Origin of the sequence: Streptomyces sp. NPDC004111 (genome assembly GCF_042874215.1) — a bacterium.
GTDB lineage: Bacteria > Actinomycetota > Actinomycetes > Streptomycetales > Streptomycetaceae > Streptomyces.
In genome coordinates this window covers 212,740-227,071 of sequence record NZ_JBIAMU010000009.1, presented here as the reverse complement: position 1 = coordinate 227,071, position 14,332 = coordinate 212,740, and the positions used below count along the sequence as shown (strand labels likewise).

Here is a 14,332-nt window from a genome sequence, read left to right as displayed (position 1 = left end):
AGAAGAAGTGTGACGATCCGTCAGATGCGCTGTGGGACACCCGCCAACGCCCCGCGCGGCCACCCGTGACATTTGTACTGGTGGGCCGAGTACACATCGCGCTACTGCGCGAGCGGGCCGCTCCGTAGGGTTTTCGACATGACCACCTCAGCCAAGGACACCGCCCCGGGCACACCCCCGGCAGTCCTCTTCAGCGCCGTCGGCAAGACCTACGGCCAGGTGCGCGCCGTCGACGGCATCGACCTCGCCCTGAGCCCCGGCGAGACCGTCGCCCTGCTCGGCCGCAACGGCGCGGGGAAGTCCACCACCATCAACCTCCTGCTCGGCCTCGACGAGCCCGGCACCGGAGAGGTCAGCCTGTTCGGCGGCACCCCCGCGCGGGCGGTCCAGGCGGGCCGGGTGGGCGCGATGCTCCAGGACGGCCGCCCCATCCCCCGGGTCACGGTCCGCGAGCTGGTCACCTTCGTGTCGAAGACCTACCCGTCGCCGATGCCGGTGGACGAGGCCCTGGAGCTGGCCGGGATAAGGGAGTTCGGGTCCCGGCGCGCCGACAAGCTCTCCGGCGGACAGATCCAGCGGGTCCGCTTCGCCGTCGCGCTGGTCGGCAACCCGGAGCTGATCGTGCTCGACGAGCCGACCGCCGCGCTGGACGTGGAGGCGCGCCGCGCCCTGTGGGAGTCGATGCGGCGGTACGCGGCCCGGGGCAACACCGTCCTGTTCTCCACCCACTACCTCGCCGAGGCCGACGAGAACGCCGACCGGATCACGGTCATCGACCGCGGCCGGATCGTCGCCGACGGCAGCAGCGAGGAGCTCAAGCGCCGGGCCGGCGGCAACCTGGTCTCCTTCGACCTGGCGGGCCGCCCCACCGATGGCCTGGGCCTGCTGCCGGGCGTGAGCGAGGTGGAGATCCGCGGCGACCGCGCCCGGCTCCGCAGCGACGACTCGGACGCCACCGTCATGGCCCTGGCCGGAATGCGGGCGGTCCGCAACCTGGAAGTCACCCGGGCCACCCTGGAGGACGCCTTCCTCCAGCTCACCGACCCCGACAGGGTCCCGGCCGGCCCCGCGGCCGCGCCCCACGCCAAGGAGAGTGTGTGATGGCCCTCGTTCTCGACTACGTCGCCCTGGAGACCCGGCGCACGCTGCGCGACACGGGGTTCGTGATCTTCGGCATCGGGATGCCGGTGCTGATGTACCTGCTGTTCACCAACATCGGCGGCAACGACGCCGCCGAGTGGCGGACCGCCTCGATGATCGGCATGGCCGCCTACGGGGCGCTGGGCGCGGCGATGTCCGCCGGTACGGGAGTGGCCGAGGACAAGTCGCTCGGCTGGCTGCGCCAGTTGCGGATCACCCCGATGACCCCGGCGCAGGTGGTGCTGGGCCGGGCGCTGACCGCCTCGGTCGTCGTGCTGCCCGCGATCCTGGCGGTGCTGGCGGTGGGCGGGCTGGTCAACGGGGTGAGCCTGGCCGTCTGGCAGTGGCTGCTGCTCGCGGTGCTGCTGTGGCTGGGTTCGCTGCCCTTCACCCTGCTGGGCATAGGCAACGGCTACCGGCTCTCGGCGCAGAGCACCGGCGTGGTGAACGTGGGCTGCAACCTGGGCCTGTCCATCCTGGGCGGTCTGTGGTTCCCGACCCAGCTCTTCCCCGGCTGGCTCCAGGGCATCTCGACGTACACCCCGACCAAGGCGATCTCCCAGATCGGGGTGTCCATCGGCCAGGGCGAGGCTCCCGGCCTCCTGGCGCTCGCGGTGCTCGCCGGCTGGCTGCTGGTGTTCGGCTCCTACGCTTCCTACGCGTACCGCAAGGCGGCGCGCACGGTCTGACGGGCGGGAACAGCAAAGCGAGCGGGACCCGGCCGGCACGGCCGGCCGGTGGACGGACGAGAAGGCGGAGCAGAGGTGGCACGGTGAAGGACAACCGGCTGACACGGACGTGGCGGAACAGGCCGCGGCCGGGTACCGACCCGGACGCGCACTACGCGGAGCGGATGGGCCCGCCCAACGGCTTCTCCCTGCTGCCCTGGCTGCTGATGGGCATGGGCGCCTTCTCCCACCTCTTCCAGGGCAAGACCGACAACCCGTGGATCGGCGGCGCCTTCCTCCTGGCCTTCAACTCCCTGTACATCTACGTGGTGTTCCGGGCCTTCGACAAGCGGAGCCGCGAATCGCGCAGCACCCGGCTGGCGCTGGTCGGCCTCGGTCTGATGACCGGCGTCGTGTCCGCCTGGTACGGCGGTCCCTGGCTGCTGTTCTGGCCGCTGCTCGGCCTGGCCACCGGCGCGGTGCTGCGCGGCCCGAAGGTCGGCCGGGTGATGCTCGCCCTGGCCGTGCTGGCCGGGGTGGTCGCCGGGGTGCGGGACGGCTGGGGCGCGATCAACGTCGCGTACGGGACGCTGCTGTCCGGCCTGGTCACCTCCGCCATCCTCACCCTGGCCGAGACGGTCAAGGAACTCCGCGAGACCCGGCAGGAACTGGCCCGTACCGCGGTGGAGAAGGAGCGGCTGCGCTTCTCCCGCGACCTGCACGACCTGCTCGGCCACACCCTGTCGGTGATCGTGGTGAAGTCGGAGGCCGCCCGCAGGCTGGCGCCCCGCGACCTCGAAGCCGCGCTCTCCCAGGTCAACGACATCGAGTCGGTCGGCAGGCAGGCCCTCACCGAGATCCGCGAGGCCGTCACCGGCTACCGCGAAGGCAGCCTCAACACCGAGCTGGACGGCGCCCGCTCGGCCCTGTCCGCCGCCGGCATCGAACCGGTCGTACGGCAGTCGGGCCCGCCCCTGGAACCGCAGCCGGAGTCGCTGCTGGGCTGGGTGGTGCGGGAGGCCGTCACCAACGTCGTCCGGCACAGCCGGGACGCGTCCCGCTGCACGATCACCGTGACGGGCGGCTCGGAGCGGGTCCTGCTGGAGATCGCGGACGACGGGCGCGGCGTACGATCCGAGCAGCACGGATCCGGGACGGGCACCAGTACGGCGCCCACCGCCGTCCGCACCGGCACGGGCCTCAAGGGCCTCACCGAACGCCTCGCGGCGGCCGGTGGCTCCCTCACCGCGGGCCCCGGGCCGCGCGGCGGCTTCCTGGTGAAGGCCGAACTGCCGGTCGACACACAGCTGGAGCTGACCCGATGATCCGAGTTCTCCTCGCCGAGGACCAAGGCATGATGCGCGGCGCCCTCGCCCTCCTGCTCGGCCTGGAGGAGGACATGGAGGTCGTCGCGCAGGTCGCGGCGGGTGACGAAATCGTCGACGCGGCGCTGGCCGCCCGCCCGGACGTGGCCCTGCTGGACATCGAACTGCCCGGCATGACCGGTCTGGACGCCGCGGCCCTGCTGCGCACCGAGGCCCCCGACTGCAAGGTCATGATCCTCACGACCTTCGGCCGGCCCGGCTATCTGCGCCGGGCGATGGACGCGGGCGCGGTCGGCTTCCTGGTCAAGGACGGCCCGGTGGAGGAACTCGCGGCCTCGATCCGGCGCGTGTTGACCGGTGAGACGGTCATCGACCCGGCGCTGGCCGTCGCCGCCCTCAGCTCGGGCCCGAGCCCGCTGACGGCCCGCGAGTGCGACGTGCTGAACGCGGCGGTGGACGGCGCGACGGTCGCCGACATCGCCGCCAAGCTGCACCTCTCGGAGTCAACGGTACGCAACTACCTGTCCTCCGCGATCGGCAAGACGGGCACCCGCAACCGGATGGAGGCGGTCCGCTCGGCCCGCCAGCAGGGCTGGCTGTAGCCGCTCCGGGAACCGATGGGCCGGCACCCGGAGCGGACGCCGCCGCTCAGGCGTGCAGCGTGGCCAGGACGGTGTCCGTCGCGGTGCCGTCGGCGAGCACCAGCGGGCCGACGAGGTGGCCGAGGGCGTCCTCGGGGAGTACGGCGGGCTGGGTGCGGGGCAGCCGCAGCAGCGCGCCGTGCGGCAGCCGGATCTCGGTGGCGTCGGCCGTGTCCGAGGTGGTGGAGCCGGCCGTCTCCAGCGGCTCCCGGCCCGCGTACGTCCGGCTGAAGCCCTTGGCGAGGGTGTCGCTGACGCTCTGCTCCTGGATCTCGGCGCGGCCCTCGATCGCGGCGAGCAGCTGGGCGACGGCGACCGGGTCGTGGGTGGCGTCGTACACCCAGCGGGTGCCCAGCTCGCCGTGCTCGGTGGTGCCGACGAGGGCGTGTTCGGGGGCGCCGGGCAGTGGGGCGCCCCGGTAGGTGACCGGGACCAGGTACACGCTCTCGCCGTCGGCGAGCAGGTGGAACTCGATGCCGACCTCGCCCGCCGGGTCGTCGAGCCGGAAGCCGCGCGCGGGGACCAGCTCGGGTGCGGCCGTCCCCCGGTACCAGGGCCGGGTGGGCAGCCAGGCCGAGAGCAGCTCCAGCTTGGTCGGCCGGAGAGTGGTTCGGTAGATGTACGCCATGCCGGGGTGCTCCTTCGTGACGCGGGGGCCGCTGCGGTCCTGCCCACTGTGCCATCCGCGACCGGCTCCGCGGCGCCGCCCCCTCGCTCGGCGCCCCCTCGCCTGCGCGGCGCGGCCCCGGTTCACAACTCCCGTGCGTACGGGGGTTCCGCGCCCGCCCGCGCGCAGGTGAGGGCCGCCGCGCGGGCCGCGAGGGCGAGGACCTCCCGCCACTGGGTCCCGTCCGCCGCCGCGAGCGCGCCGGGCGCCAGCAGGTCCCGCCCGGCCAGCGCGTGCAGGAGCGCCGCGTTCACGGTGTCGCCCGCGCCGATCGTGTCGACGACCTCGGTCCTCTCGGCGGGCACCGACCACTCCCCGCCCCCGCGGGTGTGCACGGTCAGCCCCTCGCCGCCCCGGGTCAGCACCACCGCAGCCGGGCCCGCCGCCAGCCAGCCCGGCACGTCCGCGCCCAGCCACGCGGCGTCCTCCTCGCTGAGCTTGAGCAGCGAGAGCGACGGCAGCCAGGACCGGAAGCGGGCGCGGTAGGCGTCCGGGTCGTCGATCAGTCCGGCCCTGATGTTCGGGTCCAGCGCCACGAACACGCCGCGCGCGGCCTCCCGGCGCAGCAGCGCCTCGTACGCGCTCGCCCCCGGCTCCAGGACGAGCGAGCAGGTCCCCACGGACAACGCCCGCACCTCGTCGGGCAGTTGGGGCGGGAGGGCGAAGAGGCGGTCGGCGCTGCCGTTGACGTAGAAGGAGTACGAGGCGGAACCCGCCGTGTCGAGGGCGGCCACGGCGAGGGTGGTGGGCTCGGGGCCGCGCTGCACCAGGTCCGTGCCCACCCCCTCCTCGGCCAGGCGTGCCATCAGTGACCTGCCGAAGGCGTCGGTGGAGACGCGGGAGCAGAAGGACACCCGCGCTCCGAGCCGGCCGAGGGCGACGGCCGTGTTGTACGGCCCGCCGCCGCGGGCGGGCACCAGCGGCGCCAGGGCGTCTCCGCCGGTCTGCGGGACCAGGTCGATCAGGGCCTCACCGGCGACGACGATCACGGGGCGGTTCCTTTCGCAGTGCTGCGGGGTGGTGCGGTCGTGGGGTACGGGGGTCAGACCTTGGCCGGGGCGGGCCGCTCGGCCGGGGCGTCGGTGAGCGGATCGGCGGGGACCGCCTCCGGGAGCCCCTTGGCGTCGGCCCTCAGCGTACGCACGGAGAGCAGGGTGAAGACGGCGACGAGGCAGCCGAGCACCAGGTAGGTCTTCTGGTAGCCGATGCTGTCGTAGCCCATGCCCGCGAGCGGCGAGATGACGGCGGCGCCGACCTGGGTGGCGAGCTGGAAGCCGACCAGGTAGATGGAGGAGGACAGCCGCGACTCGAAGTGCCGGTTGATGTACTTGAAGATCGCGATCAGCATGATCGGCAGTTCGACGGCGTGCAGCAGCTTGACCGCCGAGATGGCGACGGGGTCGGTGACCACGCCGGAGAGCAGGATGCGGGTGGCCATGATGCAGCCCGCGACGAGCAGCGACCGCTTGGGGCCGAGCCGGTTGACCAGGAAGGGCGCGAGGGCCATGCCGCCGGCCTCCAGGAAGACCTGGGCGGAGTTCAGGTCGCTGAACATCCGGTTGCCCTCGGCGGTGGTGGAGAAGAGCGAGGCGAAGTAGGAGGGGAACATCGCGTCGTAGGTGTTGTACGTCGCCGTGACCGCGACCACGAAGAGCAGCAGGCCCCAGAAGGCGGGGTAGCGGAACAGCGACTTCACGTCGGCCACGGACACCGAGGAGGCGGCGTGGTCGACGGCGGCGGCCCGGCGTCCGCCGGTGACCCGCAGCGCGAGGAGCAGGCCGAGGAAGACGGCGGCGGAGAGGGACGCGGCCCAGAAGTTGAGGTCGGGGTCGATGTTGAAGAGGCGGCCGGCGAAGAAGGTGGCCGCGGCCCAGCCCAGCGAGCCGAACATGCGGGCCCGGCCGAACTCGAAGCCGTGGAAGCGGCCGAGCCGCTCGATGTAGCTCTCCAGGGTGCCGACGGCCACGGCGAAGGCCATCGCGAGGTACGCGGAGCCGATCACCAGGCCGAGCACGAAGTGGGACTTGAGGAGCGGCCCGTACACGTAGATGTACAGGGGGCCGACCAGGAGCATCAGCGCGGCGATCCAGTACAGCAGGTTCTTGCGCAGGCCCAGCCGGTCCTGGAGGAAGCCGTAGACCGGCATGACCAGCAGGCAGCCGATGGCGTTGGCGCTGATCACCAGCGAGCTGCGGCCGGCGCTGAGGCCGATCTCCTGGGTGAGCCAGATGGCGAACAGCGACCAGGACAGCGACCAGGTCACGAAGAACATGAACAGGGCGGCGCCGGCGAGGGTGAAGTTGAGGCGGCGTCGGCTGCGGCCCGGGGCCCCGGCGGCGTCCCCCGGTCCGGCGGGACCGGCGTCCGCCGGGGAGGGATCGGGGCTCGTCCCGCTGCCGCGGCCGGACTGCTGACTCTGGGTCGTCATGGTGCGCTCCTTGCGCGCTGGGGCGTCGCGGTGTCCCGGGCGGCGCCTCGCTCATGATGCCGGAATAGAAGGTTCCGTCCGGCGTCCGAAATCTACCCTTACACGTGCTAGGGCAGCCCAACTATCACGTGCTAGGTTCGAAAAGGCAAGGGCCCGACGACCAGGAAGCGACTTTGACATGGCCTTCGACACGGCACCCGCCGACGCGGACCGCACCCTGCCCGGCCGCGAGGCCCCCCGGCTGCACGTGCGGCCGGCCGCCGGGCAGTGGTGCAACGACCCCAACGGCCCGGTCTTCCACAACGGCCGCTACCACCTCTTCTTCCAGCACAACCCGTCCGCCGCCGTGTGGGGCGACATCCACTGGGGCCACGCCTCCAGCCCCGACCTGGCCACCTGGACCGACCACGGCACCGCCCTCGCCCCGACCCCGGGCGGGCGCGACGCGGTGGGCGCCTGGTCGGGCTGCGCGGTGATCGACGAGGGGGTGCCGACGGCCGTGTACACGGGCATGGACCGCCACGACGGCATCGGCTCGGTGATGCTCGCGCGCGCCACCGACGACACCCTGCGCACTCTCAAGGCCGAACCGGTGCCGGTGGTCGACGGCCCGCCCCCCGGCCTCGACCTGCACGCCTTCCGCGACCCCTTCCTCTTCACCCACGAGGGCCGGCGCTGGGCACTGGTCGGCGCCGGGCACCGGCGCACCCGCACCCCGGACGTGCTGCTCTACCGGGTCGACGCGCTCACCTCGTGGACGTACGCGGGCTCGCTCCTCGACGCCGCCGACCCGGTCGCCGCCCGCGTCGCCGCGCCCGCCACCGCCTGGGAGTGCCCGGCGCTGCTGCCGACGGGCGACGGGCGGTGGATGCTGCTGCTCTCCCTGTGGGCGGACGACATCACCTACTCCACCAGCTGGCTGCTGGGCGACCTGGAACCGAGCGGCGAAGGGCTGCGGTTCGTGCCCGCCTCGGGCGGGATGCTCGACCACGGCCGCGACTTCTACGCCCCGACCGTCCTGGTGGAGGACGACCGCACCCTGCTGTGGGGCTGGAGCTGGGAGTCGCGCACCGAGGAGGAGTCGGTGGCGGCGGGCTGGGCGGGATGTCTGACCCACCCGCGCGAGATCGGCGTGCACCCACAGGACGGCACCCCGCGCCTGGCCCCGGCCCGTGAACTGGCCGCCCTGCGCGGCACATCGCTGCCGCCCGGCGCGGCGCTGCCGCCGGCGTACGAGATCGAGCTCGACGCCACGGTGTCGCTGGCCGACACCGAACTCACCCTGGCCCTGGGCGACTCGGTCACCCTGCGGCTGAACCCCACCCGGGGCACCCTCACCCTGGACCGCACCGCCGCCCCCGCGACGGCCTCCCACCCGCTGCCGCGCACGGCGCACGCGGTGGCGACGGTGCCGGGCGGAACGCACGCCCGGCTGCACGTCCTGGTGGACGGCCCGCTGCTGGAGGTGTTCCTGAACGAACGGGCCATGCTGACGGAGAAGGTCCACCCGGCCCCACGGGGCAGCTACGAGGTGACGGTGGTCCGGGGCGACGCGAACGTCCGCACGGCGGCCTGGACCCTGGGCTGACCGGCACTGCGGCGGGGGGAGAACTCCGGTCCGTCAGCGCCCGCAGGGCCGGACACCGTGGGGCCCGACGCCCGTAGTCCACTCCTCGTGGGCGCGGTCGGCGCGATCTCCGGACGTCCCCGGTCTCACCCCCGCCCCGGCTCCCGCACCGAGTCCCGTTCCACCACCGGGCAGGCCAGCTTCACCGGGGAGGCCGTCGGGTCGATCTCCGTGCCCGCGTCGACCGCGTCCAGCAGCATCCCCACCGCCAACGCGCCCATCCCGTGGTGGGGCAGCGCCACCGTGGTGAGGGCCGGGACCAGGTGGGCCGCCATCTGGTCCTGGTCGTCGTAGCCCACCACCGAGAGGTCCCCCGGCACGTCGAGGCCCAGGCGCGCCGCCGCGAGCAGCACCCCCGCCGCCACCCGGTCGTTGGCGCACACGACGCCGGTCGGCCGGTCGGGGCGGGGGCAGTCGAGGACGCGCATCGCGGCGGCGTACCCCTCGTCGATCTGCCAGCCCGCGCGCACCGTCCACTCCGCGCGGACCTCCAGCCCCGCGGCCCGCAGCCCGTCGGCGAAGCCGCGCGCCCGGTCGGCGGCGGCGATGCTGCCGGCCGCGCCGCCGAGCAGGGCGACCCTCCGGTGTCCCGCCGCCAGCAGCACGTCGACCGCGGCCCGGCCGCCCGCCCGTTCGTCGGCGACCACGGCGGCGTACGAACCGGCCTGTTTCGGCAGGCAGTTGGCGAGCACCGCGTGGGCGGGCTCGATGCCCTCGGGCACGGCGGTGCGCCGCATGTCCATGGCGGCGTACACCACCCCGTCGACCCGTCTGGCCCGCAGTTCGGCGACCGCCTCGGCCTCCGCCGCCGGGTCGAGCCGGGACTCCAGGAGCAGCACCTGGTGTCCGCGCGCCCGCGCCGCCTCCATCGCGCCGAGCACCATCCGCCCGGCGAACGGACTGGTGGCGATCTCGTCGCTGAGCATTCCGATGACGCCGCTGCGCCGGGTGCGCAGGGTCCGGGCGGCCTCGTCGGGGCGGTAGCCCAGTTCGGCGGCGGCGGCCCTGATCCGGGCCTGGGTCTCGGCGGAGAGGTTGCCTGCGGCGCGTCCGCTGTAGACGAAGGAGACGGCGGCCCGGGAGACCTTCGCCAGTTCGGCCACGTCGCGGGCGGTGGGGCGCTTCACGTGGCGGGTCTCCTCGGGGAGTGGGCTGCGGGCGGTACGGCGGCGGGGACTGCGCCCAGTATCCCCGGCCGGGGCCCGGCACCCCGGCAGGACCCCTCGAAGCGTGCCCGCAGCCCGCCCGGCACTTGACCTTTCACGTGATAGGTCTACAGTCCTGTGTCACGGTGAGCCGCCGTCACAAGTCTCGGATTTCCGCACATATCAGGTGTGCGGGCGCGCTCCGCGCTGTCCTCGGGCAGCCTGCCGGGAGCCGGGACCGGACCACAGACCGGAAACCAGAGGTGCACGCGATGCGCGCAGGGCAAGGACCGACCCGCAGAGCACTGTTCACAGCCGGAGCGACGGGCGCGGCGATGGCCGCCCTGCCCTCCCCCGCCCGCGCGGCCGGGGCCCCGCGCACCGCACCGGCCGCCACCGGGCGCCCCCGCGCGGCCAGTTACCGCGCCGAGTACCACTTCACCGCCCCCGACCAGTGGAAGAACGACCCGCAGCGCCCGCTGTGGATCGACGGCGAGTACCACTACTACTACCTCTACAACCCGGACTACATCGCGGGCGGCACCCGGGCCGGCACGGTCTGGCGGCTGGCCACCAGCACCGACCTGGTGACCTTCCGCGACCGCGGCACGGCGATCCCCAAGGACACCACTCCGGCGGGCGACGTCTGGTCGGGCTGCGCGGTGCTGGACACGGAGAACACCGCGGGCTTCGGCCGGGGCGCGGTCGTGGTGCTGGCGACCCAGGAGCCGGTCGAGGGCGCCGACTCGCAGGCCCAGTACCTCTGGTACTCCACCGACCGGGGCCGCACCTTCCGCCCGTACGGGGACGGCGCGACGCCCGTGCTGCCCAACCCCGGCGTCAAGGACTTCCGGGACCCGAAGATCGTCCGGGACGAGGCGCGGGGCCGCTGGGTGATGGTGCTCGCCGAGGGCACGAAGGTCGGCTTCTACCTCTCCCACGACCTCAGGAAGTGGACGTACGCGAGCGGCTTCGTACGGGAGGGCCTGGGCGTGCTGGAGTGCCCCGACCTCTTCCGGCTGGAGGGGCCGGACGGCACCGCCGTCTGGGTGCTGGGCGTCAGCGCCAACGGCAAGCCCCGCGGCCTGCCGAACACCTACGCCTACTGGACCGGCGCCTTCGACGGCACCGCCTTCACGGCGGACGCGCACGAACCGCAGTGGCTGGACCACGGCTTCGACTGGTACGGCGCGGTCACCTTCGACAGGCACCGCCCGGACGGCTCCCCCGACCCGAAGGTCCGGTACGCCCTGGCGTGGATGAACAACTGGGACTACCCCGACAACACCCCCACCCTGGACACGGACGGCTTCAACGGCACCGACTCGATCGTCCGCGAGATCACCCTGCGGCAGGACGCGGCCGGCGTCCGCTACCTGGCCTCCGCCCCGGTGTCCGCACTGGCCTCGCACGCCTCGCGGACGGTGGACCACGGTGATCTGCGGGTGGACGGCACCCTGCCGCTGCCCGCCACCACCACCGCCTACGAACTCACCACCGAGATCACCTGGTCGGGCCCGCTGACCGGCGCCGGGGTCCAGCTCCGCCGCTCCGGCGACGGCACCCGGCACATCGACGCGGGCGTCTACGAGCGGACCGCCTTCGTGAACCGCCGCAACTGCGCCAACCCCGACACCTCGGGCAAGCACCAGGAGAGCAGGTCCCCCTTCGACCCGGCCGGGCGCAGGGTCCGGATGCGTGTGCTGGTGGACCGTACGACGGTCGAGGTGTTCTTCGACGACGGCCGCCACTCCCACGCGATGGAGGCGTTCCCCTACCTCGTGGACACGGGCCTGTCCCTTTTCACGATCGGCGGACCGGCGGAGTTCCGGGGGACGGTGGTCCGGGAGTTCGGCCGGGCCTGAGGCGGCCCCCGGTCACCGGGCCGCGGACGGCCCCCGGCCGGTGGACCCGGGACGGCCCCCGGCCGGCGGCCTCGGGGCGGCCCCCCGGTCAGCCGGCCGGGGTCACCCGCTTCTCGCCCCTGGGCAGCCACACCAGCGCCAGCAGTACGCCGGCCAGGATGACGCCCGCGCCGATCCGGAAGGACAGGGCGTAGCCCGCCGTCAGGGACTCGGGGTCGGTGGCGCCGTCGGTGCGGGCGGCGGCGAAGGTGGACAGGACCGCCAGGCCGAGGGCGCCGCCCATGGTGCGGGAGGTGTTGACGAGGCCGGAGACCAGGCCGGCGTCGCCGGGGGCCGCGCCCGAGGTGGCGAGGGCGGCGAGCGGTGTGGTGGAGAGGCCCGCGCCGAGCATCATCAGCAGGCCGGGGAGCAGGATCGCCGTGACGTACGTGCCGTCGGCGGTCATCGTCGACTGCCAGGCGAAGCCCGTCGCGGCGATCAGGCTGCCGAGGACGACCAGGTTGCGGGGGCCGATGACCGCCATCAGCCGGGGGGCCAGCTTGGAGCCCGTGACGATGGCCAGCGAACTGGGAACCAGGGCCAGGCCCGCGCCGAGCGGGGTGTAGCCGAGCACGTTCTGCGCGTACAGGGTCATGAAGAACCACATGCAGAACATCGCCGAGCCGTTGATGAACATCGCCGCGTTCGCCGCCGACACCGAGCGCACCCTGAACAGCTTCAGCGGCATCAGCGGGGCGCGGGTGCGGGACTCCACGAGGAGGAACAGGAGCAGCAGGACGACGCCGCCGCCGAGCGGGACCAGGGTGCTGGTGGCCGTCCAGCCCGCGGCCTCGGTCTGCACGATGCCGTACGCGAGGGTGGCGAGGCCCGCGGTGGCCAGGACCGCGCCGGGCAGGTCGAGGCGGCGGCCCTCGCGGGCGTGGCTCTCGGTGAGGCAGAAGAAGGCGCCGAGGAGGACCAGGGCGCCGACCGGCACGTTGATCAGGAGGGTCCAGCGCCAGGAGAGGCTCTCGGTGAGCACGCCGCCGACGAAGCCGCCCGCCGCGCCGCCGCCCGCGCCCACCGCCGACCAGGTGCCGATCGCGCGGGCACGGGCCGGGCCCTCGGGGACGGCCGAGGTGAGGAGGGTGAGGGTGGCGGGGGCCAGGATCGCCGCGCCCAGGCCCTGGACCGCGCGGGCCGAGATGAGCTGCCAGCCCTCCTGGGCGAGGCCGCCCGCGAGGGAGGCGGCGGTGAAGACGGCGAGGCCCACCAGGAAGGCGCGCTTGCGGCCGTAGATGTCGGCCGCCCGCCCGCCGAGCAGCATGAATCCGGCGAAGGCGATCGAGTAGGCGTTGAGCACCCACTGCAGGCCGGTGCCGCTGAGGCCCAGGTCGGCGCGCATGGAGGGCAGGGCCACGTTGACCACGGACACGTCGAGCACGACGAGGAACTGTCCGGCGCAGGCGGCGAGCACCACCGCCCAGGTGTGCGCGGGGCGGCGGGTGCCCGCCGGGGGTATCTCGCTGTCGGGTGCGGCGTCGGTGGGGGCGTGGTGGACCATGCCCGTCATGGTCTCAGGTGCCGGGTGGTCCGTACATCCGTGTTTCGGCGCACGGACCGCCCGCCCCCGGTCCCGGGGCGGCGGGAGCGGGTCAGTCCTTGCGGAGGAGGGTGACGACGGCCGCTCCGCCGAGTCCGATGTTGTGGGCGAGCCCCACACGTGCGCCGGTCACCTGCCGGGCGCCCGCCTCGCCGCGGAGTTGCCAGGTCAGCTCGGCGGTCTGGGCGATTCCGGTGGCGCCCAGCGGGTGGCCCTTGGAGATCAGTCCGCCGGACGGGTTGACCACCCAGCGCCCCCCGTACGTCGTCGCGCCGGACTCGATCAGCTTGCCGGAGCCGCCTTCGGGGCACATGCCCAGCGCTTCGTAGGTCAGCAGTTCGTTGATGGAGAAGCAGTCGTGGAGTTCGATCACGTCGATGTCCTCGATGCCGAGGCCGGACGCCTCGTACACCTGGCGGGCCGCCTCGCGCGACATGGGCCGGCCGACGACGTCGATGCAGGAGCCGGAGGCGAAGGACTCCTCGGTGTCGGTGGTCATGGCCTGGGCGGCGATCTCGACGGCCCGCTCGTGCAGGCCGTGCTCGACGACGAAGCGCTCGGAGACGACGACGGCCGCGGCGGCCCCGTCGGAGGTGGGCGAGCACTGGAGCTTGGTCAGCGGGCGGTGGACGGTCCTGGCCGCGAGGATCTCCTCGACCGTGTACGGGTCCTGGAACTGGGCGTACGGGTTGTTCACCGAGTGCTGGTGGTTCTTCGCGCCGACCGCGGCGAGCTGCGCCTCGGTGGTGCCGTGGCGCTCCATGTGCTCGCGGGCGGCGTTGCCGAAGATCTGGGCGGTGGGCGGGGTCATCTCGAAGCCGTGCCGGGCGGCCATGACGCCGTAGTGGCGTGCGACGGGCGAGGTCTGGAAGTCGCCCCCGTCCGTTCCGCCTCCGAGCGCACCCCGCTTCATCTTCTCGAAGCCGAGGGCGAGCACGCAGTCGGCCAGGCCGCCCTCGACGAACTGCCGGGCCATCATCAGTGCGGTGGAGCCGGTGGCGCAGTTGTTGTTGACGTTGTAGACGGGGACGCCGGTGAGCCCCAGTCCGTAGGCGGCGCGCTGGCCCGCGGTGGAGCCCTGGAAGCAGTACCCGACGGGGACCTGCTGGACCTGCCGGTACGCCACCCCGGCGTCGGCGAGGGCCGCTTCCCCGGCCTCCTTGGCCATGTCCCAGTACTGCCAGTCCCGCGATTCGGGCTTCTCGAACTTCGTCATGCCGACCCCGACGACGTACGCCTTCATT

The 14,332-nt window shown here is 73.5% G+C and carries 12 protein-coding genes; 6 read left to right on the top strand and 6 right to left on the bottom strand.

Going from position 1 to position 14,332, the window contains the following annotated elements:
* Nucleotides 1–138: 138 nt before the first annotated feature.
* The 4 genes from ACFYVL_RS19615 (at nucleotide 139) to ACFYVL_RS19600 (ending at nucleotide 3,735) form a co-directional block, all read left to right on the top strand.
* Nucleotides 139–1,101, top strand: a complete 963-nt coding sequence (locus tag ACFYVL_RS19615; protein ID WP_389246345.1) for an ATP-binding cassette domain-containing protein — start codon at nucleotides 139–141, stop codon at nucleotides 1,099–1,101.
* Nucleotides 1,101–1,829 carry an ABC transporter permease gene (locus ACFYVL_RS19610; protein WP_389246342.1) on the top strand — a complete coding sequence of 243 codons (729 nt, stop codon included), beginning with the start codon at nucleotides 1,101–1,103 and terminating at the stop codon, nucleotides 1,827–1,829. The genes ACFYVL_RS19615 and ACFYVL_RS19610 overlap by 1 nt, the downstream gene beginning before the upstream one ends.
* 83 nt (nucleotides 1,830–1,912) lie before the next feature.
* Nucleotides 1,913–3,133 (top strand): sensor histidine kinase, encoded by a 1,221-nt coding sequence (locus tag ACFYVL_RS19605; RefSeq protein WP_389246339.1) that lies wholly within the window; start codon nucleotides 1,913–1,915, stop codon nucleotides 3,131–3,133.
* Nucleotides 3,130–3,735, top strand: coding sequence for a response regulator (locus tag ACFYVL_RS19600; protein ID WP_389246337.1), 606 nt, complete (start codon nucleotides 3,130–3,132; stop codon nucleotides 3,733–3,735). The genes ACFYVL_RS19605 and ACFYVL_RS19600 overlap by 4 nt, the downstream gene beginning before the upstream one ends.
* A gap of 46 nt (nucleotides 3,736–3,781) precedes the next feature.
* Here ACFYVL_RS19600 and ACFYVL_RS19595 read toward each other — a convergent pair whose 3' ends face one another.
* The 3 genes from ACFYVL_RS19595 to ACFYVL_RS19585 all read right to left on the bottom strand — a co-directional run bounded on the left by ACFYVL_RS19595 (nucleotide 3,782) and on the right by ACFYVL_RS19585 (nucleotide 6,869).
* Nucleotides 3,782–4,402 (bottom strand): 1,4-alpha-glucan branching protein, encoded by a 621-nt coding sequence (locus tag ACFYVL_RS19595; RefSeq protein ID WP_389246335.1) that lies wholly within the window; start codon nucleotides 4,400–4,402, stop codon nucleotides 3,782–3,784.
* A 122-nt stretch (nucleotides 4,403–4,524) separates the two neighbouring features.
* Nucleotides 4,525–5,430: a carbohydrate kinase gene (locus tag ACFYVL_RS19590; RefSeq protein ID WP_389246333.1), complete on the bottom strand. Its 906-nt coding sequence runs from the start codon at nucleotides 5,428–5,430 to the stop codon at nucleotides 4,525–4,527.
* A 53-nt stretch (nucleotides 5,431–5,483) separates the two neighbouring features.
* The gene (locus ACFYVL_RS19585) at nucleotides 5,484–6,869 is read right to left on the bottom strand and encodes an oligosaccharide MFS transporter (RefSeq protein WP_389246331.1); all 1,386 of its coding nucleotides are present in this window, start codon (nucleotides 6,867–6,869) and stop codon (nucleotides 5,484–5,486) included.
* A 178-nt stretch (nucleotides 6,870–7,047) separates the two neighbouring features.
* Between ACFYVL_RS19585 and ACFYVL_RS19580 the strand changes: the two genes are divergently transcribed.
* Nucleotides 7,048–8,457: a glycoside hydrolase family 32 protein gene (locus ACFYVL_RS19580; protein WP_389246329.1), complete on the top strand. Its 1,410-nt coding sequence runs from the start codon at nucleotides 7,048–7,050 to the stop codon at nucleotides 8,455–8,457.
* Nucleotides 8,458–8,582: 125 nt separating this feature from the next.
* Here the strand turns inward: ACFYVL_RS19580 and ACFYVL_RS19575 are convergent, their stop codons facing one another.
* A complete protein-coding gene (locus ACFYVL_RS19575) occupies nucleotides 8,583–9,623 on the bottom strand; it encodes a LacI family DNA-binding transcriptional regulator (RefSeq protein WP_389246327.1) in 1,041 nt (346 codons plus the stop codon).
* Nucleotides 9,624–9,913: 290 nt separating this feature from the next.
* Here ACFYVL_RS19575 and ACFYVL_RS19570 point away from each other — a divergent pair, with 290 nt between their 5' ends.
* The gene (locus ACFYVL_RS19570) at nucleotides 9,914–11,506 is read left to right on the top strand and encodes a glycoside hydrolase family 32 protein (RefSeq protein WP_389246325.1); all 1,593 of its coding nucleotides are present in this window, start codon (nucleotides 9,914–9,916) and stop codon (nucleotides 11,504–11,506) included.
* Nucleotides 11,507–11,594: 88 nt separating this feature from the next.
* Here ACFYVL_RS19570 and ACFYVL_RS19565 read toward each other — a convergent pair whose 3' ends face one another.
* Together ACFYVL_RS19565 and ACFYVL_RS19560 are read right to left on the bottom strand one after the other, a co-directional pair.
* A complete protein-coding gene (locus tag ACFYVL_RS19565; RefSeq protein WP_389246323.1) occupies nucleotides 11,595–13,058 on the bottom strand; it encodes an MFS transporter in 1,464 nt (487 codons plus the stop codon).
* An 82-nt stretch (nucleotides 13,059–13,140) separates the two neighbouring features.
* Complete coding sequence (locus tag ACFYVL_RS19560; protein ID WP_389246322.1) at nucleotides 13,141–14,331, bottom strand: lipid-transfer protein; 1,191 nt, start codon at nucleotides 14,329–14,331, stop codon at nucleotides 13,141–13,143.
* Nucleotide 14,332 lies beyond the last annotated feature (1 nt).